General features: G+C 54.6%; 24 protein-coding genes and 2 tRNA genes. 4 read left to right on the forward strand and 22 right to left on the reverse strand.

Translation table 11 applies throughout. From position 1 onward, the window contains the following. Window positions 1–30: 30 nt before the first annotated feature. From infB to rlmE, 10 genes are all read right to left on the reverse strand, one after another. Window positions 31–2,739, reverse strand: coding sequence for a translation initiation factor IF-2 (gene infB, locus ET34_RS0102025; protein ID WP_031519020.1), 2,709 nt, complete (start codon window positions 2,737–2,739; stop codon window positions 31–33). A gap of 24 nt (window positions 2,740–2,763) precedes the next feature. Further along, window positions 2,764–4,251, reverse strand: coding sequence for a transcription termination factor NusA (gene nusA / locus ET34_RS0102030; RefSeq protein ID WP_031519022.1), 1,488 nt, complete (start codon window positions 4,249–4,251; stop codon window positions 2,764–2,766). A gap of 27 nt (window positions 4,252–4,278) precedes the next feature. Further along, window positions 4,279–4,731: a ribosome maturation factor RimP gene (rimP, locus tag ET34_RS0102035; RefSeq protein ID WP_035890779.1), complete on the reverse strand. Its 453-nt coding sequence runs from the start codon at window positions 4,729–4,731 to the stop codon at window positions 4,279–4,281. A gap of 212 nt (window positions 4,732–4,943) precedes the next feature. Continuing rightward, window positions 4,944–5,020, reverse strand: a tRNA-Met gene (locus tag ET34_RS0102040). 59 nt (window positions 5,021–5,079) lie between these two features. Continuing rightward, window positions 5,080–5,166: transfer RNA gene (locus ET34_RS0102045), tRNA-Leu, on the reverse strand. A gap of 44 nt (window positions 5,167–5,210) precedes the next feature. Continuing rightward, window positions 5,211–5,540, reverse strand: a complete 330-nt coding sequence (secG, locus tag ET34_RS0102050) for a preprotein translocase subunit SecG (RefSeq protein WP_031519025.1) — start codon at window positions 5,538–5,540, stop codon at window positions 5,211–5,213. Window positions 5,541–5,766: 226 nt separating this feature from the next. Next, the gene (gene glmM, locus ET34_RS0102055; RefSeq protein ID WP_031519027.1) at window positions 5,767–7,104 is read right to left on the reverse strand and encodes a phosphoglucosamine mutase; all 1,338 of its coding nucleotides are present in this window, start codon (window positions 7,102–7,104) and stop codon (window positions 5,767–5,769) included. After that, window positions 7,097–7,945, reverse strand: coding sequence for a dihydropteroate synthase (gene folP, locus ET34_RS0102060; RefSeq protein ID WP_031519028.1), 849 nt, complete (start codon window positions 7,943–7,945; stop codon window positions 7,097–7,099). The genes glmM and folP overlap by 8 nt, the downstream gene beginning before the upstream one ends. A 94-nt stretch (window positions 7,946–8,039) precedes the next feature. Continuing rightward, window positions 8,040–9,971, reverse strand: a complete 1,932-nt coding sequence (gene ftsH / locus ET34_RS0102065; RefSeq protein ID WP_031519030.1) for an ATP-dependent zinc metalloprotease FtsH — start codon at window positions 9,969–9,971, stop codon at window positions 8,040–8,042. 120 nt (window positions 9,972–10,091) lie between these two features. Beyond that, window positions 10,092–10,721: a 23S rRNA (uridine(2552)-2'-O)-methyltransferase RlmE gene (gene rlmE / locus ET34_RS0102070; protein WP_031519032.1), complete on the reverse strand. Its 630-nt coding sequence runs from the start codon at window positions 10,719–10,721 to the stop codon at window positions 10,092–10,094. 122 nt (window positions 10,722–10,843) lie between these two features. Between rlmE and yhbY the strand changes: the two genes are divergently transcribed. Further along, window positions 10,844–11,137, forward strand: a complete 294-nt coding sequence (gene yhbY, locus ET34_RS0102075; protein WP_031519034.1) for a ribosome assembly RNA-binding protein YhbY — start codon at window positions 10,844–10,846, stop codon at window positions 11,135–11,137. Between the two features lie 174 nt (window positions 11,138–11,311). On the opposite strand, the gene greA is transcribed toward yhbY, so the two are convergent. Then, window positions 11,312–11,788, reverse strand: coding sequence for a transcription elongation factor GreA (gene greA, locus ET34_RS0102080; protein ID WP_031519036.1), 477 nt, complete (start codon window positions 11,786–11,788; stop codon window positions 11,312–11,314). Between the two features lie 254 nt (window positions 11,789–12,042). Here greA and dacB point away from each other — a divergent pair, with 254 nt between their 5' ends. Continuing rightward, entirely contained in the window at window positions 12,043–13,476 is a 1,434-nt protein-coding gene (dacB, locus tag ET34_RS0102085; RefSeq protein ID WP_031519037.1) for a serine-type D-Ala-D-Ala carboxypeptidase, read from the forward strand. A 74-nt stretch (window positions 13,477–13,550) separates the two neighbouring features. Here the strand turns inward: dacB and cgtA are convergent, their stop codons facing one another. The 4 genes from cgtA to rplU all read right to left on the reverse strand — a co-directional run bounded on the left by cgtA (window position 13,551) and on the right by rplU (window position 16,388). After that, window positions 13,551–14,723: an Obg family GTPase CgtA gene (gene cgtA / locus ET34_RS0102090; RefSeq protein ID WP_031519039.1), complete on the reverse strand. Its 1,173-nt coding sequence runs from the start codon at window positions 14,721–14,723 to the stop codon at window positions 13,551–13,553. A 16-nt stretch (window positions 14,724–14,739) separates the two neighbouring features. Beyond that, window positions 14,740–15,705 (reverse strand): DMT family transporter, encoded by a 966-nt coding sequence (locus ET34_RS0102095; protein WP_031519040.1) that lies wholly within the window; start codon window positions 15,703–15,705, stop codon window positions 14,740–14,742. Window positions 15,706–15,800: 95 nt separating this feature from the next. Further along, on the reverse strand, window positions 15,801–16,058 hold the full coding sequence (rpmA, locus tag ET34_RS0102100; protein ID WP_024549632.1) for a 50S ribosomal protein L27: 258 nt from the start codon (window positions 16,056–16,058) through the stop codon (window positions 15,801–15,803). Between the two features lie 18 nt (window positions 16,059–16,076). Further along, complete coding sequence (gene rplU / locus ET34_RS0102105; RefSeq protein WP_031519042.1) at window positions 16,077–16,388, reverse strand: 50S ribosomal protein L21; 312 nt, start codon at window positions 16,386–16,388, stop codon at window positions 16,077–16,079. Between the two features lie 257 nt (window positions 16,389–16,645). On the opposite strand from rplU, the gene ispB reads away from it, so the two are divergent. Next, window positions 16,646–17,617, forward strand: a complete 972-nt coding sequence (gene ispB / locus ET34_RS0102110) for an octaprenyl diphosphate synthase (RefSeq protein ID WP_031519044.1) — start codon at window positions 16,646–16,648, stop codon at window positions 17,615–17,617. A gap of 234 nt (window positions 17,618–17,851) precedes the next feature. Next, on the forward strand, window positions 17,852–18,115 hold the full coding sequence (gene sfsB / locus ET34_RS0102115) for a DNA-binding transcriptional regulator SfsB (protein WP_031519046.1): 264 nt from the start codon (window positions 17,852–17,854) through the stop codon (window positions 18,113–18,115). 69 nt (window positions 18,116–18,184) lie between these two features. Here the strand turns inward: sfsB and murA are convergent, their stop codons facing one another. From murA to mlaF, 7 genes are all read right to left on the reverse strand, one after another. After that, window positions 18,185–19,444: a UDP-N-acetylglucosamine 1-carboxyvinyltransferase gene (gene murA, locus ET34_RS0102120; protein ID WP_031519047.1), complete on the reverse strand. Its 1,260-nt coding sequence runs from the start codon at window positions 19,442–19,444 to the stop codon at window positions 18,185–18,187. 54 nt (window positions 19,445–19,498) lie between these two features. Continuing rightward, a complete protein-coding gene (ibaG, locus tag ET34_RS0102125) occupies window positions 19,499–19,753 on the reverse strand; it encodes a BolA family iron metabolism protein IbaG (protein ID WP_024549637.1) in 255 nt (84 codons plus the stop codon). A gap of 126 nt (window positions 19,754–19,879) precedes the next feature. Next, the gene (mlaB, locus tag ET34_RS0102130; RefSeq protein WP_031519049.1) at window positions 19,880–20,182 is read right to left on the reverse strand and encodes a lipid asymmetry maintenance protein MlaB; all 303 of its coding nucleotides are present in this window, start codon (window positions 20,180–20,182) and stop codon (window positions 19,880–19,882) included. Continuing rightward, complete coding sequence (gene mlaC / locus ET34_RS0102135) at window positions 20,182–20,814, reverse strand: phospholipid-binding protein MlaC (RefSeq protein WP_031519051.1); 633 nt, start codon at window positions 20,812–20,814, stop codon at window positions 20,182–20,184. Before mlaC ends, mlaB begins: the two co-directional genes overlap by 1 nt. A 17-nt stretch (window positions 20,815–20,831) precedes the next feature. Continuing rightward, window positions 20,832–21,383 carry an outer membrane lipid asymmetry maintenance protein MlaD gene (gene mlaD, locus ET34_RS0102140; protein ID WP_035890781.1) on the reverse strand — a complete coding sequence of 184 codons (552 nt, stop codon included), beginning with the start codon at window positions 21,381–21,383 and terminating at the stop codon, window positions 20,832–20,834. 4 nt (window positions 21,384–21,387) lie between these two features. After that, window positions 21,388–22,170, reverse strand: a complete 783-nt coding sequence (gene mlaE, locus ET34_RS0102145) for a lipid asymmetry maintenance ABC transporter permease subunit MlaE (RefSeq protein WP_031519054.1) — start codon at window positions 22,168–22,170, stop codon at window positions 21,388–21,390. A 7-nt stretch (window positions 22,171–22,177) separates the two neighbouring features. Continuing rightward, window positions 22,178–22,993, reverse strand: coding sequence for a phospholipid ABC transporter ATP-binding protein MlaF (gene mlaF, locus ET34_RS0102150; protein ID WP_031519055.1), 816 nt, complete (start codon window positions 22,991–22,993; stop codon window positions 22,178–22,180). Window positions 22,994–23,210 lie beyond the last annotated feature (217 nt).

Here is a 23,210-nt window from a genome sequence, read left to right on the forward strand (position 1 = left end):
GTTCCGGGACATCACCCGGAACGGCAGAAATTAATCGATGCTGCGCTGGATTTCGATAATTTCGAAGACTTCGATCATATCGCCGGTGCGAACATCATTGTAGTTCTTAACGCCGATACCACATTCCATACCGTTACGTACTTCGTTGACGTCGTCCTTGAAGCGGCGCAGGGACTCCAGCTCACCTTCATAGATAACCACGTTGTCACGCAGGACACGGATCGGGTTGTGACGCTTCACGACGCCTTCGGTAACCATACAGCCGGCAATGGCGCCAAATTTCGGTGACTTGAAGACATCACGCACTTCGGCCAGACCAATGATCTGCTGTTTCAGTTCCGGAGAGAGCATACCGCTCATCGCCGCTTTCACTTCGTCAATCAGGTTATAGATGACGGAGTAGTAACGCAGATCCAGGCTTTCCGCTTCAATCACACGACGCGCAGAGGCATCGGCACGAACGTTGAAGCCAACGATGATGGCGTTAGAAGCAGCAGCCAGGGTTGCGTCGGTCTCGGTGATACCACCGACGCCGGAGCCAACAATCTTCACCTTCACTTCGTCGGTAGAGAGTTTCTGCAGCGAGTCGGAGATCGCTTCCAGAGAGCCCTGTACGTCGGACTTCAGTACGATGTTCACTTCGTGAACTTCGCCTTCGGTCATGTTGGCAAACATGTTTTCCAGCTTGGATTTCTGCTGACGAGCCAGTTTCACTTCGCGGAACTTGCCCTGACGGTACAGTGCTACTTCGCGTGCTTTCTTCTCGTCACGTACTACGGTGACTTCGTCACCCGCTGCCGGCACACCGGACAGACCCAGGATCTCAACCGGGATAGACGGACCTGCTTCAGAAACATCGCGGCCAAGCTCGTCACGCATCGCACGTACGCGGCCATACTCGAAGCCACACAGGACGATATCGCCTTTGTTCAGCGTACCTTCACGAACCAGTACGGTTGCAACCGGGCCACGACCTTTATCCAGGAAGGATTCGATCACCACACCGCTCGCCATACCGCTGCGTACCGCTTTCAGCTCGAGAACTTCTGCCTGCAGCAGGATAGCGTTCAGCAGCTCATCAACACCGGTACCCGCTTTTGCAGATACGTGGACGAACTGGCTCTCACCGCCCCACTCTTCCGGCATGATGCCGTACTGGGAAAGCTCCTGCTTAACGCGATCCGGATCCGCTTCGTGTTTATCGATTTTGTTCACTGCAACCACCACCGGCACCTGCGCCGCTTTCGCGTGCTGGATAGCTTCGATGGTCTGCGGCATCACGCCGTCGTCCGCTGCAACAACCAGAACCACGATATCGGTCGCCTGAGCACCACGAGCACGCATTGCGGTAAACGCGGCGTGGCCCGGGGTATCCAGGAAGGTGATCATGCCGTTGTCGGTTTCGACGTGGTATGCACCGATATGCTGGGTAATACCGCCCGCTTCGCCAGAGGCGACTTTCGTGGAGCGGATATAGTCGAGCAGAGAGGTTTTACCGTGGTCAACGTGACCCATGATGGTAACAACCGGCGCACGCGCTTCAGCCTGAGCACCCATATCGCGGTCGCTCATCAGCGCTTCTTCCAGCTCGTTCTCACGACGCAGGATAACTTTGTGGCCCATCTCTTCTGCGACCAGCTGTGCAGTTTCCTGGTCGATAACCTGATTGATGGTCGCCATCGCACCCAGCTTCATCATCACTTTGATGACCTGAGAGCCTTTAACGGCCATTTTGTTCGCCAGTTCAGCAACGGTTACGGTCTCACCGATAACCACGTCACGGTTAACGGCCTGCGCCGGCTTGTTAAAGCCCTGCTGCAGCGCGCTACCTTTACGCTTGCCGCCTTTACCACCGCGAACCGCTGCACGCGCTTCTTCGCGGTCAGCTTTAGATTCTGAATGCTTGTTGCCTTTCTTCGGACGCGCTGCTTTTGCAGGACGCGCACGACCACGTCCGCCTTCAACTTCACGGTCGTTATCATCTTCAGCCTGGCGAGCATGCTGAGAGGTAGTGACGTGATAGTCGGTGCTTTCTTCTGGTTTCTCTGGGGTTTCCGCCCAGTTTTTCTCGTTTTCCGCGGCCATTCGACGCGCTTCTTCCGCTACCTGGCGGGCGCTCTCTTCCAGCTTGCGGCGAGCTTCTTCCTCAGCCTTACGCTTCAGCTCAAGAGCTTCAGCTTCACGGCGGGCTTTTTCGGCCTGGGCAGTTTTGGTCATTTCGTCAGTCTGTTGATTGCTCACTTTGCTATTTTCCGCAGCTCCGCGTTTCGCGTTTTCAGCGTTTTCGCGTTTAGCCTGTTCGTCAGCTTCACGTTTAGCCTTTGCTTCCGCGTCGCGTTTTGCTTTTTCCTCAGCCTCGCGTTTAGCAGCTTCTTCTGCTTCACGACGGGCCTTCTCTTCCGCTTCACGCTGCGCTTCTTCTTCCGCGGCCAGGCGTTCAGCCTCTTGCGGATCGCGTTTTACAAAGGTGCGTTTTTTGCGGACTTCGATCTGTACCGATTTGCTTTTCCCACCGGTACCCGGGACATTTAAAGTACTGCGCGTTTTGCGCTGCAATGTCAACTTATCTGGCGCCGAACCATGTTCACGGTTCAGGTGCGTCAGCAGAGCTTGTTTCTCTTGCGCGGTTACAGAATCATCAGCTGACTTAGGGATCCCTGCATCAGCGAATTGCTGTACCAGGCGGTCCACTGAGGTCTGAATCTCTGCGGCCAGCGCTTTTACGGTTACATCAGTCATGCTGTTCCTTCCTGCTACAGTTTATTACGCGTCGTCGCCGAACCAGCAAATATTACGGGCCGCCATGATAAGCTCACCGGCTTTATCATCGGTTAACCCTTCAATATCAGACAGGTCATCTACGCCCTGTTCGGCGAGATCTTCAAGCGTACAAACACCACGAGCAGCCAGTTTGTAAGCCAGAGTACGGTCCATTCCTTCAAGATTGAGGAGGTCTTCGCTCGGCTTTTTATCACCAAGGCTCTCTTCCTGGGCAAGAGCCAGCGTCGTGAGTGCGTTTTTCGCACGGTCACGCAGTGCTTCAACGGTCGCCTCATCAAGACCGTCAATTTCCAGCAGCTCTTTCATCGGCACGTAGGCCAGTTCTTCGAGCGTGGAAAAACCTTCTTCAACCAGCATGGTTGCGAAGTCTTCATCGATATCCAGATACTTAGTGAAAGTATCAATCGCTGCGTGGGCTTCTGCCTGGTGTTTAGCCTGAAGGTCTTCAACGGTCATGACGTTCAGTTCCCAGCCGCTCAGTTGGGAAGCGAGACGTACGTTCTGACCGTTACGGCCAATCGCCTGTGCGAGGTTACCCGCTTCAACGGCGATATCCATGGTGTGCTTGTCTTCGTCAACGACGATAGAGGCAACGTCAGCCGGGGCCATCGCATTGATGACGAACTGCGCCGGATTATCGTCCCACAGCACGATATCGATACGCTCACCGCCCAGCTCGGTAGAAACCGCCTGAACACGCGCACCGCGCATACCGACACAAGCACCAACCGGATCGATACGCTTATCGTTGGTTTTCACCGCGATCTTGGCACGTGAACCCGGATCGCGCGCTGCCGCTTTGATCTCAATAACTTCTTCGCCGATTTCCGGCACTTCGATGCGGAACAGCTCAATCAGCATTTCCGGCTTCGCGCGAGTTACAAACAGCTGCGCGCCGCGAGCTTCAGGACGCACGGCGTAAAGCACGCCACGAATACGGTCGCCCGGACGGAAGTTTTCACGCGGCAGCATGTCTTCACGCGGGATAACCGCTTCCGCGTTATTCCCTAAATCAAGGGTAATGTTGTCGCGGTTAACTTTTTTGGCGATACCTGTAATGATCTCGCCTTCGTGCTCGCGGAACTGATCCACAACCATCGCGCGCTCGGCTTCACGCACCTTCTGCACGATGACCTGTTTGGCGGTCTGAGTAGTAATGCGGTCAAAGGTTACAGATTCAATCTGATCTTCAACATATTCACCCAGCGTCAGCGCCGGATCTTCGTATTGAGCTGCTTCCAGGGTTATTTCACGGGTCGGCTGAGTCACTTCCTCAACAATCACCCAGCGACGGAAGGTGTCGAAATCGCCGCTTTTACGATCGATGCTTACGCGAACATCGATTTCCTGCTCGTATTTTTTCTTGGTTGCCGTGGCCAGGGCACTTTCCAGCGCTTCAAAAATTTTCTCGCGTGGAACCGCTTTTTCGTTAGAAACAGCTTCAACAACGGCCAAAATTTCTTTGTTCATCGGGGGCCTTCGCCTCAATCCAGAATGTTAAAAGTGGGGAACCAGGTTCGCTTTCTGAATGTTGCTCAGCGCGAATACTTCATCTTTGCCATCGACCGTCACGGTAATCATTTCGCCATCTACCGCTTTAATGATGCCCTGCCATTTACGACGGTTCTGTACTGCCATTCGCAGTACCAGCGCGACTTCTTCGCCGATGTAGGTAGTGTAATGCGCCGCGGTAAACATTGGGCGATCGAGGCCAGGAGAGGAAACTTCAAGGTTGTATGCCACTGTAATGGGATCTTCGACATCCAGTACGGCGCTTACCTGGTGGCTGACATCAGCGCAATCATCAACATTGATACCATTTTCACTATCAATATAGATGCGCAGCGTCGATGTGCGTCCGCGAATGAATTCGATACCGACGAGTTCATAGCCCAGCGCTTCAACCGGTGCTGTAATCATCTCTGTTAATTTTTGCTCTAATGTGGACAAGCCCACCCCCAAGACATAAAAAAAGGGCATAAAGCCCAGTTATTCTGAAGTCAGATAACAAAAAACCCCGATAAATCGGGGCTTTATATAACTGAACCCTGTAAGTCACCATGGTGACCTGGAGCACTCTCCAACAGAATTTTTTTCAAAACCCAATGAAAAAGCGTATTCCGCTCTACACAGTATATTTGAAAAAGAACTCTAAGGGAAAGTGGTTGCGGGGGCCGGATTTGAACCGACGACCTTCGGGTTATGAGCCCGACGAGCTACCAGGCTGCTCCACCCCGCGTCCGAAAACGTGGCGAATATTACGCCTAAAATGCATAAATTGCAAGTTTTGCTGTGATTTGGTACCGAGGACGGGACTTGAACCCGTAAGCCCAATCGGGCACTACCACCTCAAGGTAGCGTGTCTACCAATTCCACCACCTCGGCACTTAGAACGCGGCATTCAGCACTACCGCGTTTGATGCGACAAATTACTGCGGGATATCACTCGTCGGCTTGGTAGGTGCCGCTGGTGTGGTCTGCTCAGACGTTGGCTGAGTCAGGTTATCCCACATGCTTCCTTTGTTCGTTTTGTTGCTATTGATATTACCCAGTACCAGGCTGATGATGAAGAACAGCGTAGCCAGCACAGCTGTCATACGGGTCATGAAGTTACCAGAACCACTTGAACCGAACAGTGTAGTGGAAGCGCCTGCTCCGAAGGAGGCTCCCATATCAGCGCCTTTACCTTGCTGCAGCATGATAAGACCTACGAGGCCAATCGCTACAATAAGGAAGATAACCAAAAGAGCTTCGTACATAATCAACCTGTTCCTTGCGGGTTAACCGCATACCAATGCTTCAAACCAGTCAATGCGGGGCTATTTGTCATTCCCCTGTGAAGCGGGTGAGAATACTAACCAAAGCGTATCGCCTTAGCAAGAGCAAATTCGTGCCAATGTATCAACTGCGGAAAAAAACGGCAACGGCGATGAATTTGTTTAAAAACAAGGCGGCATTTGCCGCCCTTTTAACCAGTCAGGTCTCTTAAACCGCCTTTACCGCATCGGCGATGCGGTGAGCAAAATCGGTGACCTGCGCTTCATCTTCACCTTCCACCATCACGCGAATAAGCGGCTCGGTACCGGATTTACGCAGCAGCACGCGGCCACGGCTGCCAAGCGCAGCTTCCACTTCTGCCGTTACGGCTTTTACCTGCTCGTTTTCGAGCGGATCGCCGCTGCCTGGGGTGAAGTGCACGTTGACCAGAATCTGCGGGAACAGCTTCATACCGCTGCAAAGATCGTGAAGCGACATGTGATTACGTGCCATTGCTGTCAGCACCTGCAGCGCCGCGACAATGCCATCACCGGTAGTGGTCTGGTCAAGCAGGATAACGTGCCCGGAGTTTTCCGCGCCGATACGCCAGCCTTTTTCCTGCAGCTTCTCCAGCACATAGCGGTCACCCACTTTTGCACGCGCAAATGGAATACCCAGCTGTTTTAACGCCAGCTCCAGACCCATGTTGCTCATCAGCGTGCCGACGGCGCCGCCGCGCAGCTGGCCCTGACGCAGGCCTTCACGCGCGATGATATAAAGGATCTGATCGCCATCGACCTTATTGCCTTCGTGGTCAACCATCATCACCCGGTCGCCGTCACCGTCAAAGGCGATGCCGAGGTGCGCTTTCTCTGCTACCACACGTTTTTGCAGCATGCGGACATCAGTTGCACCGCATTCTGCGTTGATGTTCACCCCGTCAGGCTCGCAGCCGATGGTGATGACCTGCGCGCCCAGTTCGCGGAACACGTTCGGTGCGATGTGGTAGGTCGCGCCGTTTGCGCAGTCCACCACAATTTTCATGTCGCTCAGGCTCAGCTCATTCGGGAACGTAGCTTTGCAAAACTCGATGTAGCGGCCCGCGGCATCGACGATGCGGCTCGCCTTGCCAAGCTCAGCGGAATCCACACAGGTGATCTCTTTTTCCATCTCCGCTTCGATAGCCTCTTCCACTTCATCCGGCAATTTGGTGCCGTCGATGGAGAAGAACTTAATACCGTTATCATAGAACGGGTTATGCGATGCGGAGATAACGATGCCGGCTTCCGCGCGGAAGGTGCGGGTCAGATAGGCGACGGCAGGGGTTGGCATGGGCCCGGTGAAGGATGCGGATAAGCCTGCGGCTGCCAGTCCGGCTTCCAGCGCCGATTCCAGCATATAGCCGGAGATGCGGGTATCCTTGCCGATAATGATTTTACGTGAGCCGTGGCGCGCCAGCACTTTACCCGCCGCCCAGCCCAGCTTAAGCACGAAATCCGGAGTGATCGGTGCATCGCCTACGCGGCCACGGATACCATCGGTACCAAAATATTTACGGTTACTCATAGCGTTTCTTTTCCTTCGCTGACAGTGTGGCTTCCACCACGCGCACCGCTTCCACCGTCTCTTTCACGTCATGCACTCGAATGATGTGAGCGCCCTGCATGGCCGCAATCACCGCACACGCAAGGCTGCCGCTCAGACGATCCGCAGGACCAACATTAAGCAGCTGCCCTACCATCGATTTACGCGACATCCCCACCAGTAACGGTAAGCCAAAATGGTGGAATTCTGAGAGTCGGGCCAAAAGCTGGTAATTATGGGTGAGATTTTTACCGAAACCGTAACCCGGGTCGAGCAACAATTTTTCTTTTGCGATGCCCGCCGCTTCACAGCGTGCGATCTGCTCAGTAAAGAAGCGATTCACGTCTGCAAATACATCATCGTAGTGCGGCGCATCCTGCATCGTGCCAGGCTGCCCCTGCATATGCATCAGACATACCGGTAATCCAGTCTCCGCAGCGGCTTCCAGCGCGCCAGGCAGTTGCAGGGAGCGAATATCATTGATGATGTGAGCACCCACTCTCGCTGACTCGCGAATCACCTCAGGACGCGAGGTATCAACGGAGATCCAGGTCTCAAAACGTTGGGATAACGCTTCGACCACCGGCACCACGCGCGAAAGCTCCTCATCGACACTTACCTCTGCCGCGCCCGGACGTGTCGATTCACCGCCAACATCGATAATCGTCGCGCCTGCGTTCAGCATCGCGTTGGCATGCTTCACCGCCTCAATCAGCGTGTTGTGCTTGCCGCCATCAGAAAATGAGTCTGGCGTAACGTTGAGGATGCCCATCACGTGGGGATGTGAAAGATCGAGCGATGAGCTCTGAGCGGAGAGTTTCATGGCGATTACCCTGCAAAAAACTAAGGTTAACTAAACGAGAAAAACCCCGGACCAGCCGGGGTTTGAAGAATGATAACAACGTGCCATTAACGAATTATTTATCGTCCAGTTGCTCTGACATGGTGTTGCCCGGGTTTGGCGTACGCGGTTCATCAACCGGACGCGGCGCACGCGGGGTGCCATTGCTGTCGTTGTTATTGCTGCCCGGATCTTCCCAGCCAGCCGGCGCACGAACGTCGCGGCGAGCCATCAGATCGTCAATCTGCGGTGCGTCGATGGTTTCATACTTCATCAGCGCATCTTTCATGGCATGCAGGATATCCATATTGTCATTCAGGATCTGACGAGCGCGAACGTAGTTACGTTCAATCAGCGCTTTCACTTCCTGGTCGATGATACGAGCCGTTTCATCAGACATATGTTTCGCTTTCGCGACGCTGCGGCCCAGGAACACTTCGCCTTCTTCTTCCGCATACAGCAACGGACCAAGTTTGTCGGAGAAGCCCCACTGGGTCACCATGTTACGGGCCAGGTTAGTCGCGACTTTGATGTCGTTCGACGCACCGGTAGAGACGTGCTCTGCACCGTAAATAATCTCTTCTGCAAGACGACCACCGTAAAGGGTTGAGATCTGGCTTTCCAGCTTCTGACGGCTTGCGCTGATCGCGTCGCCTTCAGGCAGGAAGAAGGTCACACCCAGCGCACGACCACGCGGAATAATCGTCACTTTATGCACCGGATCGTGTTCCGGTACCAGGCGGCCGATGATGGCGTGGCCTGCTTCGTGATAGGCGGTAGATTCTTTCTGCGCTTCCGTCATCACCATGGAGCGGCGTTCCGCACCCATCATGATTTTATCTTTCGCTTTTTCGAACTCCACCATGGAAACCACGCGCTTGTTACCGCGGGCGGCAAACAGCGCCGCTTCGTTCACGAGGTTAGCCAGATCCGCACCGGAGAAGCCTGGCGTACCGCGCGCAATGATTGCTGCGTCGATATCCGGCGCCAGCGGTACGCGACGCATGTGAACTTTAAGGATCTGCTCACGGCCACGCACGTCCGGCAGACCAACCACAACCTGACGGTCGAAGCGGCCTGGACGCAGCAGCGCAGGGTCAAGTACGTCCGGACGGTTAGTTGCTGCGATAACGATAATGCCTTCGTTACCTTCGAAACCATCCATTTCAACCAGCATCTGGTTCAGGGTTTGCTCACGTTCATCGTGACCACCGCCCAGACCCGCGCCACGCTGACGGCCTACGGCGTCGATTTCATCAATAAAGATGATGCACGGTGCAGCTTTCTTAGCCTGTTCGAACATATCACGGACACGGGAAGCCCCCACACCGACGAACATTTCGACGAAGTCAGAACCGGAGATAGTGAAGAACGGCACCTTCGCTTCGCCGGCGATCGCTTTCGCCAGCAGCGTTTTACCGGTACCCGGCGGGCCCACCATCAGAACGCCTTTTGGAATTTTACCGCCCAGCTTCTGGAAACGGCTCGGTTCGCGCAGGTATTCCACCAGTTCGCCAACCTCTTCCTTCGCTTCGTCACAGCCCGCAACGTCCGCGAACGTGGTTTTGATCTGATCTTCGGTAAGCATACGCGCTTTGCTTTTACCGAACGACATGGCACCTTTGCCACCGCCGCCCTGCATTTGACGCATGAAGAAGATCCAGACGCCAATCAGCAACAGCATAGGGAACCAGGAGATGAAGATCGTGCCCAGCAGGCTCTGCTCTTCAGGCGGTTCGCCCATCACTTTTACGTTTTTGGTCAGCAGGTTATCAAGCAGTTTAGGGTCATTAACCGGAATGTAAGTCGTATAACGGTTATTGTCTCTCTTGGTAACGTTGATTTCACGTCCGTTGATACGTGCTTCACGAACCTGGTCCTGGTTAACTTCTTGCAGGAAGGTAGAGTAATCTACCTTGCGGCCATTCGACTCGCTGGGCCCAAAGCTCTGGAACACGGACATCAGCACAACCGCGATGACCAGCCAGAGAATTAGGTTTTTCGCCATGTCACTCAAGGGATTAACCTCTTATTACAACTGTGTTAAAAACAGCGTCAGGATACTATATCTCCAGTCTCTTTCAAGCCGCAGCGGTAAGCTTCCTCGCCCCACCCTGATGCCCACTGGTTATACTTTACGCCCGGTCGCTACAATATACACTTCACGTGAACGGGCACGAGAAGAGTCCGGCTTACGAACTTTAACCTTCGTAAACAGGGAGCGAATTTCTCGCAGGTACTCATCGAAACCTTCGCCCTGAAACACTTTCACTACAAAACTACCGCCCGGTGCCAGAACGTCACGACACATTTCAAGGGCCAGCTCAACCAGGTACATTGCGCGCGGGATATCCACCGCAGGCGTACCACTCATGTTAGGGGCCATATCTGACATGACCACCTGGACTTTACTCTCGCCGACGCGCTCCAGAAGCGCTTTTACAACGGTTTCGTCGCGGAAGTCGCCCTGCAGGAAATCCACGCCAACGATAGGATCCATCGGCAGCAGATCGCAAGCGATAATGCGGCCCTTACCGCCGATCTGGGTCACTACATACTGGGACCATCCACCGGGTGCAGCACCCAGGTCAACAACGGTCATCCCGGGTTTAAAGAGTTTGTCACTTTGCTGTATTTCATCAAGTTTAAACCAGGCACGGGAACGTAAACCCTTTTTCTGCGCCTGTTGAACATATTTATCGCTAAAGTGTTCCTGTAGCCAGCGGCTGGAGCTGGCAGAACGCTTTTTACCTGTCATTTGATATTCCAGTTCAGGTTCATCGTATGCCGTCGGCTAAAACTTACACAGCTTTGGCTATTCAGAAGAGATGGCGGTAGAATGAACCGTTTTCAATCCCAACGTAAGTAAAAAATAATACGATGAATCTTAGTACTAAACAAAAGCAGCACCTTAAAGGTCTGGCACATTCGCTCAAGCCGGTCGTTATGCTTGGCAATAATGGTTTGACCGAAGGGGTACTTGCCGAGATTGAGCAAGCGCTTGAACACCATGAACTTATCAAGGTGAAAATCGCTACTGAAGATCGCGAAACGAAAACCTTAATCGTGGAAGCTATCGTGCGGGAAACCGGCGCCAGCAACGTACAGGTCATCGGTAAAACGCTCGTTCTGTATCGTCCGGGCAAAGAGCGTAAGATTTCGCTACCACGCTAAGCACGGGTCCTTCCCGGGCAGCACGTGTGCAAAATGCCACGCTCCGTTTGTCGATGAAAGGCCGCTATGCGGCCTTTTTCCATTCTTTACATTCTGACCGGACGCTTTGTCACGTTAGCAGAGTCGCCACGGTAGCAAATCTTCGGCTTATAACGGTTTCGCGACGAAACGCGCTTAAAGATACTCAACCTTTACAATTTCGTACTCAACCTGCCCGCCCGGCGTATTGATAACGACAACGTCATCCACTTCTTTGGCAACCAGGCCGCGCGCGATCGGCGAATTTACCGAGATCAGATTCTGCTTAAAATCAGCCTCATCATCACCAACGATGCGGTAAGTCTGCTCTTCATCGGTATCAAGGTTGAGAACGGTGACGGTTGCGCCAAAAATAACGCGGCCGTTGTTCGGGATTTTGGTGATGTCGATAACCTGCGCATTAGACAGCTTGGCCTCGATATCTTTAATACGTCCTTCACAGAACCCCTGCTGCTCGCGAGCGGCGTGGTATTCAGCGTTCTCCTTAAGATCGCCGTGCTCACGGGCTTCGGCGATAGAAGCGATGATTTCCGGGCGACGAACGGATTTCAGAAACTCCAGTTCCTCGCGTAATTTTTCAGCGCCTCGTAAGGTCATCGGAATCGCTTGCATGTGTTACTCCTCTTCAAACCTTCTTCCCGGGTACGATCCATCTCCGCGCTGGCGACGTCGCCAGTCCGGCAAACACAGTGCCTGCCCGGGTAAGAAACAAAAGAAAACTGACCCGGGTACAAAGCCCCAGGTCAGCCACGAATTTTTCAATATGATACCTAGTTTAACCTGAAGTTCCCTGAGGGTCATCGTTTACTTTGCAGGGCGATGCACCGTAGTATGACGGCACGTTTCCAGGCTGTAACCGCGAGATTATGCGATTTTCCAGAATTATCATCGGATTGACCACATGGGTCGCCCTGACCGTTCAGGCGGCAAACGTAGATGAGTATATCAATCAGTTACCCGCCGGCGCCAATCTGGCGCTCATGGTGCAGAAGGTAGGCGCACCCGCTCCTGAGATTGATTATCACAGTCAACAAATGGCCCTTCCTGCCAGTACGCAGAAAGTGATCACAGCCCTTGCCGCTCTGCTCCAGCTTGGCCCTGATTACCGCTTTACCACCACGCTTGAAAGCCGGGGTGAAGTGCGTGATGGCGTGCTGGAGGGCGATCTTATTGCCCGTTTCGGTGGCGATCCAACCTTCAGGCGTCAGGATCTGCGAAATATGGTGGCCGCGCTGAAACGCGCCGGCGTCGAGAAGATCAAAGGAAACGTACTGATCGACACCTCCATTTTTGCCAGCCATGACAAAGCGCCCGGCTGGCCCTGGAACGACATGACGCAATGCTTCAGCGCTCCGCCCTCCGCGGCGATTGTCGATCGTAACTGCTTCTCGGTTTCGCTATACAGCGCGCCGAAAGCCAACGATCTTGCTTATGTGCGCGTTGCATCGTTTTATCCCATCACCGTATTGAGTCAGGTCCGCACCCTGCCGCGCGGCTCTTCAGAGGCGCAGTATTGCGAGCTGGATGTGGTTCCCGGCGATCTGAACCGCTACGTGCTGACCGGGTGTCTGACCCAGCGAGCCGACCCGCTGCCGCTGGCGTTCGCGATTCAGGACGGAGCAGGCTATGCGGGAGCAATCCTTAAACAGGAGCTGACGACCGCAGGTATTACCTACGATGGCTCGCTGATGCGCCAGACGCAGCAGAACGAGCCGGGTACAGTGATCGCCAGCAAGCAGTCACCACCGCTGCATGATCTGCTGCGCATCATGCTGAAAAAATCCGACAACATGATTGCGGATACGGTTTTCCGCACCATCGGCCACAACTTCTATAACGTGCCGGGAACATGGCGAGCCGGTGCTGACGCCGTGCGTCAGATCCTGCGCACCAAAGCCGGCGTGGATCTTGGCAACAGCCTGGTGGTGGATGGGTCCGGCCTGTCGCGCCACAACCTGATTTCGCCAGCGACTATGATGCAGGTGCTGCAGTACATCGCGCAGAACGACAGCCAGCTCAATTTCATCACCATGCTGCCGCTCGCCGGTCACGATGGCTCGCTGCAGTATCGCGCTGGCCTGCATGCGGCAGGCGTGGACGGAAAAGTATCGGCGAAGACCGGTTCGCTACAGGGCGTATATAACCTGGCGGGCTTTATCACTACCGCCAGCGGCCAGCGTATGGCCTTTGTGCAGTATCTGTCTGGTTATGCCGTCGAGCCGGCGGATCAACGCAACCGCCGTATTCCGCTGGTGCGCTTCGAAAGCCGTCTCTATAAAGACGTCTATCAGAACAACTGATGCCGGTATCCCGCCCATAAAAAAACCCTCTCCGTCGGGAGAGGGTTTTATCAGGAAACGCGGTTCGGGAAGGATTACTTTTTGTAGATAAACTCTACGCCTTCGTCATCCTCTTCATCCCAGTCGTCATCCCAGTCTTCGTCATTCTCTTCTTCCATCTCATCAAGCTGCTGACGATGGTAGTCGTCCCACATAAACTCGACTTTCTCCGGCTGCGCGGCTTCGGTCGCCTGCACAATCGGGTTTTCGATAATGAAGGTCATGACGTCCCAGCACAGATCTTTCACGCCCTGCTGGCTTGCGGCAGAGATGAGATAGAACTTATCTTCCCAGCCCAGCGCCTCGGCGATAGCCTTCGCTTTGGCTTCCGCCTCGTCTTTGTCCATCAGGTCGATCTTGTTGAACACCAGCCAGCGCGGTTTTTGCGCCAGGCTTTCGCTGTATTTTTCCAGCTCGCCAACAATGATGCGCGCATTCTCAACCGGATCGGAACCGTCGATTGGTTCGATGTCGATGAGGTGAAGCAGCACGCGGCAGCGCTCAAGGTGCTTCAGGAAGCGAATACCCAGGCCGGCACCGTCAGCTGCACCTTCGATAAGCCCCGGAATATCAGCGACCACGAAGCTCTTCTCGTTATCCATACGGACAACACCCAGGCTCGGTACCAGCGTGGTAAACGGATAATCCGCCACTTTCGGCTTCGCCGCAGACACCGCGCGGATGAAGGTGGATTTACCGGCGTTCGGCATCCCCAGCATACCGACGTCCGCCAGCAGCATCAGCTCCAGCTGCAGATCGCGCTTCTCGCCCGGCGTACCCATCGTCTTCTGACGCGGTGTACGGTTAACAGAGGATTTGAAACGGGTATTTCCCAGACCGTGCCAGCCGCCCTTAGCGACCATCAGACGCTGGGAGTGACGGGTCATGTCGCCCATCGTCTCGCCGGTACCCTGGTCGATAACGCGTGTTCCGACCGGCACCTTGATGGTAACGTCTTTCCCGCGCTTTCCGGTGCAGTCGCGGCTCTGGCCATTCTGACCGCGCTCGGCGCGGAAAGATTTCTCGAAACGGTAATCGATGAGCGTATTCAGGTTTTCGTCCGCTTCCAGCCAGACATCGCCACCGTCACCGCCGTCACCGCCGTCCGGGCCGCCTTTCGGAATGTATTTTTCGCGACGGAAGCTTACGCAGCCGTTGCCACCATCACCAGCCACGACCAGAATCGTTGCTTCATCAACAAACTTCATCTTACTTCTCCGTAATTCATTCGCCTGAGCGGGCTACAGGTACCGCCGCATCATGCTTTCGCCAGCGTCCCCAAAGACGATGGCCAATGGCGGAATACATTGCGCCCGCAACCACGACAAACGCACCGAGATAACCAATCAGGTTTAACATCGGCTTCGCGAAGAGTTCGGGCCAGGCCATAGATAATAGATCCGAAAAAAGCAGCGTAAATAATGGGGTGAGCGTAACGAACGCGCTCACCTGTGCTGCCTGCCAGCGCGCCATTGCTTCCGCCAGTGCGCCGTAACCTACCAGGGTGTTAAGGCCGCAGAAGACTAAACAGGCGAGCTGCCAGTTGCTTAACTGGAATACCGTCGCCGGATCGGACAACGGAATCAGCGCTATCGTACATAAAGTGTACAGCAAAAAGAGTATTTGCTGTGACGCCAGGCGACGCAGCAGTACTTTTTGCGCCACGCCGTAGCTCACCCACACCGTGGCCGCACCGACACCAAAAATCACGCCCCAGGTGTAATCCGACAGGCGCGTGAAAATCTCGATCAGGCTGGTATTGAAAAACAGTCCCAGGCCGCAGATCAACATACAGGCACCCACTATCTGAGTGCCGCGCATCTTCTCTTTAAGGATAAAGACGCTTGCCACCATCATCCCCACCGGGGAGAGCTGGCCGATAACCTGTGACGCGGTCGGGCTCAGGTATTGCAGGGACGAGCTAAAAAGAATGAAGTTGCCAAAAAGCCCACCGGTGGCGATAGCCAGCAGCATCAGCCAGCGTGGCTTACGGAACAGCTGCATGGGCGGCAGCTTGCCTTTCAGCGCCAGAATGGCACCAAGCCCAATAGAGGCCATCAGAAAGCGGTAAAACACTACCGTTGGCGGTTCCATGACTTCAAGCACCTGCTTCATTGCAATTGGCAGTGCGCCCCAACACATCGCTGTTGTCAGCGCCAGAGCAATGCCAATACCCGCCTGCTGTTTCATGCTTTTTCCCTGCAATTAAAAATTACCGGGATCGGAATGTAAAAAGCCCCGCAACAGGTTGCGGGGCTTTCATCCGTTACCGGGACGCGAAAAACTTATTCAGCAACGATGCTGATGAATTTACGGTTTTTCGGGCCTTTAACTTCGAACTTAACTTTACCGTCAGTCAAAGCGAACAGAGTGTGGTCTTTGCCGCAACCAACGTTGGTGCCTGCGTGGAACTTGGTGCCACGCTGACGAACGATGATGCTGCCAGCAAGAACTGCTTCACCACCGAAACGCTTAACGCCAAGGCGTTTAGCTTCTGAATCGCGACCGTTACGAGTTGAGCCGCCAGCTTTTTTATGTGCCATTTAATCTGCTCCCCTGTATTAAGCGCTGATGCCAGTGATTTTCACATCAGTGAACCACTGACGATGGCCCTGCTGCTTACGATAGTGTTTACGACGACGAAACTTAACGATTTTAACTTTCTCGCCACGACCGTGAGCAACAACTTCAGCTTTGATTACGCCGCCATCAACGAAAGGAACGCCGATTTTGACATCTTCACCGTTTGCGACCATCAGAACTTCAGCGAATTCAATAGTTTCGCCAGTTGCGATGTCCAGCTTTTCCAGGCGAACGGTCTGACCTTCGCTTACTCGGTGTTGTTTACCACCACTTTGGAAAACCGCGTACATATAAAACTCCGCTTCCGCGCACACCTTTTTGTGATTCAGAGTGCGCTATAAATATTCACAATAGGGCGCGAATATTACGCAAATCGTGACGCTTTGACAAGTGCGATTGTTCATCAGTGCAGAAAAAAAACGCAACTGCCTGCGCGACGTTTCTCTTAGGCTTTTTTGCAGTACAATCTCTGCTACATTTACAATCCGTCTCCCTCCATAATCCCATTTAGATAAGTGGTAAACAGGACGATAGCCAGACTTTTGCGATGAATTTAGAAAAAATTAACGAGTTAACCGCGCAAGACATGGCCGGTGTCAACGCGACAATCCTGGAGCAGTTAAATTCAGATGTTCAGCTGATCAATCAGCTGGGCTATTACATTGTCAGCGGTGGCGGCAAACGTATACGTCCGATGATTGCCGTTCTGGCAGCGCGCGCGCTGGGTTATGAGGGCAAAGCTCATGTGACCATCGCCGCATTAATCGAATTTATCCACACGGCTACGCTGCTGCATGATGATGTGGTAGATGAGTCCGACATGCGCCGCGGCAAAGCAACGGCGAATGCCGCGTTTGGCAATGCTGCCAGCGTGCTGGTAGGTGATTTTATTTATACCCGCTCGTTCCAGATGATGACGCGTCTTGGGTCGTTGAAAGTGCTGGAAGTGATGTCAGAGGCGGTGAACGTTATTGCTGAGGGGGAAGTCCTGCAGCTGATGAACGTTAACGACCCGGATATCACCGAAGAGAGCTACATGCGCGTGATTTACAGCAAAACCGCGCGTTTGTTCGAAGCCGCAGCGCAGTGCTCTGGCATCCTGGCCGATGCGACTCCCGCCCAGGAAAAAGGCCTGCAGGATTATGGCCGCTATCTGGGAACCGCGTTCCAGCTGATTGACGATCTGCTCGACTACAGCGCCAACGGCGAAACGCTGGGCAAAAACGTCGGTGACGACCTTAACGAAGGCAAACCAACGCTGCCGCTGCTGCACGCTATGCATAACGGCACCCCGGCGCAAGCCAGCCTGATCCGTGAAGCCATTGAGCAGGGTAACGGCCGGCATCTGCTGGAACCGGTGCTTGAGGCAATGGCGAACTGTGGCTCGCTGGAGTGGACACGCAAGCGCGCCGAAGAAGAAGCCGATAAAGCGATTTCTGCCCTTCAGGTGCTGCCCGATACGCCGTGGCGCGAGGCGCTTATCGGTATCGCTCATATCGCGGTACAGCGCGACCGTTAATCCCCCTGACCTTTCCGTGCAAGTCGCGGAAAGGTTCCAGAAATTTCCTGAATACATCCTTGCCAATTCATTCCAACTCATTGCATTAATTACATTTGCTTGTGCATAACCCCACAATTTCGATCATTTTGGGAAGCATCAGGAATCATTTCGAGTATTTCATGTTATAACCCTTCCTGTAATGTGTGTTTTAACTTGCTGAACAGGTGTTTGGTGCAGCCACAGGGAGATAATATGGAACGTAAATTTGTGGACTGGCATCCGGCAGATATCATTGCCGGGCTGCGTAAAAGAGGCACATCCATGGCGGCGGAATCGCGTAAGGCGGGGTTAAGCTCCTCGACGCTCGCCAATGCGCTGAGCCGCCCCTGGCCTAAGGGCGAGCGTATCATCGCTGATGCACTCGGGACCGAACCGTGGATCATCTGGCCGTCGCGTTACCACGACCCGCGCACCCATGAGTTTATCGACCGCACGCGACTGATTCGCCACCGCTAAGGCAGCAAAAAGCCGCTGACATCAGATGCCAGCGGCTTTGTGTTTTATTACGATATTATGGGAGCAGGATCACTCGCCGTGAATACGCTCAATGTTCGCACCCAGCGCACGCAGCTTATCTTCGATGCGATCGTAGCCGCGATCGATGTGATAGATACGATCCACCAGCGTCGTTCCTTCCGCAATACAGCCCGCCAGAACCAGACTTGCTGAAGCACGAAGATCCGTTGCCATCACCTGCGCACCGGAGAGCTTTTCAACGCCGTGACAGATCACGGTATTGCTCTCGATTTCCGCATGCGCACCCATGCGGATCAGCTCCGGCACGTGCATGAAGCGGTTTTCGAAGATGGTTTCGGTAATCACACCGGTGCCTTCCGCTACCAGGTTCAGCAGGGTGAACTGCGCCTGCATATCGGTCGGGAACGCCGGATGCGGTGCGGTACGCACGTTCACCGCTTTCGGGCGCTTGCCGTGCATATCAAGGCTGATCCAGTCTTCACCGACTTCAATATCGGCACCGGCTTCACCCAGCTTCGCCAGCACCGCGTCCAGGGTGTCAGGACGGGTATTGCGGCACATTACTTTGCCACCGGAAATAGCCGCAGCCACCAGGAAGGTGCCGGTTTCGATACGGTCAGGCAGGACGCGGTAGACGCCGCCACCCAGACGTTCAACGCCTTCGATGGTAATACGATCGGTGCCCTGACCGGTGATCTTCGCTCCCAGCGTATTCAGGAAGTTAGCGGTATCGACGATCTCCGGCTCGCGCGCGGCGTTTTCGATAACGGTGGTTCCTTCCGCCAGGGTGGCAGCGGACATAATGGTCACGGTCGCGCCTACGCTCACCTTGTCCATCACGATATGCGCGCCCTTCAGGCGGCCATCAACGGAAGCCTTAACGTAGCCCTCTTCCAGCTTGATCTCGGCGCCGAGTTTTTCCAGGCCAAATATATGCAGATCCACCGGACGCGCACCAATCGCGCAGCCACCCGGCAGCGAGACCTGGCCCTGGCCGAATCGCGCCACCAGCGGACCCAGCGCCCAGATGGAGGCGCGCATGGTTTTCACCAGCTCGTAAGGCGCGCAGAAGATGTTGACCTGGCTGGCATCGATCATTACGGAACCGTTACGTTCGACTTTGGTTCCAAGCTGGCTGAGCAGCTTCATGGTGGTATCAATGTCTTTCAGCTTCGGTACGTTCTGGATCTCTACCGGCTCTTCCGCCAGCAGCGCAGCGAAGAGAATGGGCAGTGCGGCGTTTTTAGCGCCTGAAATTGTGACTTCGCCACTGAGCCGGGTCGGCCCCTGAACACGAAATTTATCCATTGAAGCAATTCTCTGTTAGCAATTCATATCCGCTGCCGGCGAGACGCCCACAGCTCAAAAACCGTTGAGTTTACGATCGCGTTCCCATTCTGCCGGGGTGTAAGCCTTAATCGATACGGCATGCATACGGTTATCGGCAATAAACGGCATCAGCGGACCATATACGGTCTGCTGTTTTTTGACGCGACTCATGCCATCGAACAGCTCACCCACTGCGATAACCTGAAAATGGCTACCGTCACCGGAGACAATCACCTGCTGGAGCGGTAATGCGTTCATCAACACGCTCTGAATTTCTTGATTTTCCATGGGCTCTATCATTCGTTGGTTAAGGAAAACAGCCAAACATCTTAGAGGAAACGGACAAAGTCTTAAATAAGCAAAAAAGCCCTTGAGCGAAACTCTCGAGGGCTTTTTAGTAACACAATGAAAATATTAATTATTTGAGGCAGGCAGCAGCGAGCTTGGTAGGTTGTAAAGCTGCGATAATGCTGTCAGGTTCTCGCTCATACCGCTGATCGTTACCGGCGTACCCGCTTCAGAGGCCAGGGCATAGAGGTGAATGATCAGCGCCAGACCGGCGGTGTCTACCCGGGTCAGTCCACTCAAATCAAGGGTCGTGACCCCGGCGCTGACCTGCTCTCTGACATCCCACAGCGGCAGCAGGGTGTCGTTCTCCAGCTCGCCGCGCAGGATCAGGCGCGTCTCTTCACGCGCCCAGCTCAAGGCCTGAGACATTATTTCTGCTGGTCCAGAGTAATCGGCTGACGCGAGATGGACTTCAGCTGCGCCGTCAGACCGTCGATGCCTTTAGTACGCAGCAGATCGCTCCACTCGTTCTGCTTGGTCGTGATCATGCTTACCCCTTCGGCAATCATGTCATACGCCTGCCAGTGACCGCTCTGGCTGTTTTTACGCCACTGGAAGTCCAGGCGCACCGGCGGACGTCCGTTCGGGTCGACGATGGTGACGCGAATCGGAATGATATTGGCATCACCCAGAGGCTGCTCCGGCGCGATCTGATAAGACTGGCCGTGATAGAGCGCCAGCGCCTGGCCATAAGCCTGCTTCAGGTACTCACGGAACGCGGCGAAATACGCCTCGCGCTGCGCCGGAGTGGCATCTTTATAATAGCGACCCAGTACCAGCGCACCGGCGTATTTGATCTGCACATACGGCAGCAGCTCCTGATCGACGATCTCGCGCAGGTAATCCGGGTTTTGGCGGATCTGCGGCTGCTCATTTTTGAGGCGATCAAAAGTTTTCTTCGCCGCATCGTTCATCAGCGCATATGGATTTGACTGGTCGGCCGCTATTGCCAGCGGAGCTACCACCACCAGCATCGCAACCATTAACAGACGTTTGAACATAGTCATTATCTCCTGAATTAGTTCACGGCACCGGGTTGCGGCGCTGCACTATTATTCTCGGGTTCCTGTCCCGGCGCATCGGCGTCATTCTTATTGTCGCCGCTGTTACTCTTGTAAAGGAACTGTCCGATAAGGTCTTCCAGCACCATTGCGGATTTGGTGTCCTGAATGACGCCGCCCTCTTTGAGGATAGACGTTCCCAGCTCAGGGTCCTCAAAACCGACGTTCAGCGCCAGATATTGCTCACCCAACAGGCCTGACGTGCGGATCGCCAGCGAACTGGTATCGGGAATATGGTTGTACTGCTCTTCAATATCCATGGTTACGCGCGGCAGATAGGTTTTCGGGTCGAGTGAAATATCAGCCACCCGGCCAATCACCACCCCGCCGATACGCACCGGTGAGCGCTCTTTCAGGCCGCCAATGTTATCGAACGTCGCGTACAGACGGTACGTCGGTTCAGTACGTAATGAGGTGACGTTGGCCACTTTGAGGCAGATAAACAGCCCGGCCAGCAGCGCCAACAGCATAAAAATGCCAACCCAGATTTCATATTTCTTCGTTTGCATGAACTTAATTCCCAAACATCAGTGCAGTGAGCACAAAATCCAGGCCGAGAACGGCCAGCGATGCGTGCACAACGGTACGTGTAGTTGCCCGGCTGATCCCTGCGGACGTCGGAATCGCATCATAGCCATTAAATAACGCAATCCACGTTACGGTAATGGCAAACACCACACTCTTAATTAAACAGTTCACCAGATCGAGGCGCCAGTCTACGGCATTCTGCATGGCAGACCAGAAGAAGCCAGCGTCGATACCTTTCCAGCTCACGCCCACCAGCGCGCCGCCCCAGATGCCGACGGCGACAAACAGGATGGTCAGCAGCGGCAGGGAGATGACCCCGGCCCAGAAGCGCGGCGAGATAACACGACGCAGCGGGTCAACCGCCATCATCTCCATGCTGGAGAGCTGTTCCGTGGCGCGCATCAGGCCAATTTCTGCCGTCAGCGCCGAGCCGGCTCGGCCGGCAAACAGCAGCGCGGCGACGACCGGCCCCAGTTCACGCAGCAGCGACAGTGACACCAGCATCCCGAGGCTGGTTTCAGCGCTGTAGGTCGTCAGTACCAGATATCCCTGCAGGCCAAGCACCATACCAATAAACACGCCAGAAACGATGATAATCACCATCGACAGCACACCGACGTTATAGAGCTGACGCATCAGGAGCGGGGCGTGCTTGCGAAATTCGGGCTTGCCGACCACGGCATTGAACAGCATCAGCCCGGCGCGTCCGAAGGTCGCGCAGCTCTTTAACCCGCGATGGCCGATGGCGGCCAGTGCATTTAACAACATGGGCGGATTAACTCCCTGTTCCAGTCAGAAGATCGTGACGATAATCCCCGGCCGGGAAGCGGAACGGCACCGGGCCATCCGCAATACCGTCCATGAACTGCCGCACGCGCGGATCGTCGTTCTGCTGCAGCGACGGAGTACTACCCTGCGCCACGATGCGCTGATCGGCAACGATGTAGGCGTAATCCGCAATGCTCAGCACTTCCGGCACGTCGTGGGAGACCACGATGCAGGTAACGCCCAGCGAGCGGTTCAGTTCCGAGATAAGCTTGACCAGCACGCCCATGGTAATCGGATCCTGACCCACGAAAGGTTCGTCAAACATGATCAGATCGGGTTCAAGGGCGATGGCCCGCGCCAGCGCCGCACGACGCGCCATGCCGCCGGACAGCTCGGAGGGCATCAATTTTGCCGCGCCGCGCAGCCCAACGGCTTCCAGCTTCATCATTACGGTGCTGTGCAGCAGCGGCTCGGGTAAACGGGTATGTTCACGCAGCGGATAGGCTACGTTTTCGAAAACGTTGAGATCGGTGAATAGTGCGCCGGACTGAAACAGCATGCTCATGCGCTTACGCACCGTGAACAGCCGCGAGCGCGACATCTCAGGGATGTTTTCGCCATCAAACAGGATCTGCCCGCAATCGGGTTGGATCTGCCCGCCGATCAGGCGCAGCAGCGTGGTTTTTCCGATCCCGGAAGGCCCCATGATGGCCGTAATTTTGCCACGCGGCACCGTCAGCGATATGTCATCAAAGATGCGCCGGTTGCTTCGGCTAAAGGTGACACCGTTGACTTCGACCAGATTTACATCGGTCTGGCTCATGACGTAATCCTTTCAGAGAAAAATTAACGGGTAAGCATGGCACCAGACGCCATCCTGAACCCCACATTTTTACAGATATTTGCTGCCAGGGGTTAGCGAAAGCTGGCATTTGTTTTACTTTTCCGGCGCATAAAGTCAGAATTACGCATCGATCGGACACCTGCCTGACCGGCAGCCGTTCCCCCTGTGGACCGACGATTATACCCGAATAAAGGAT

The sequence above is a fragment of the Siccibacter colletis genome (assembly GCF_000696575.1).
Lineage (GTDB): Bacteria > Pseudomonadota > Gammaproteobacteria > Enterobacterales > Enterobacteriaceae > Siccibacter > Siccibacter colletis.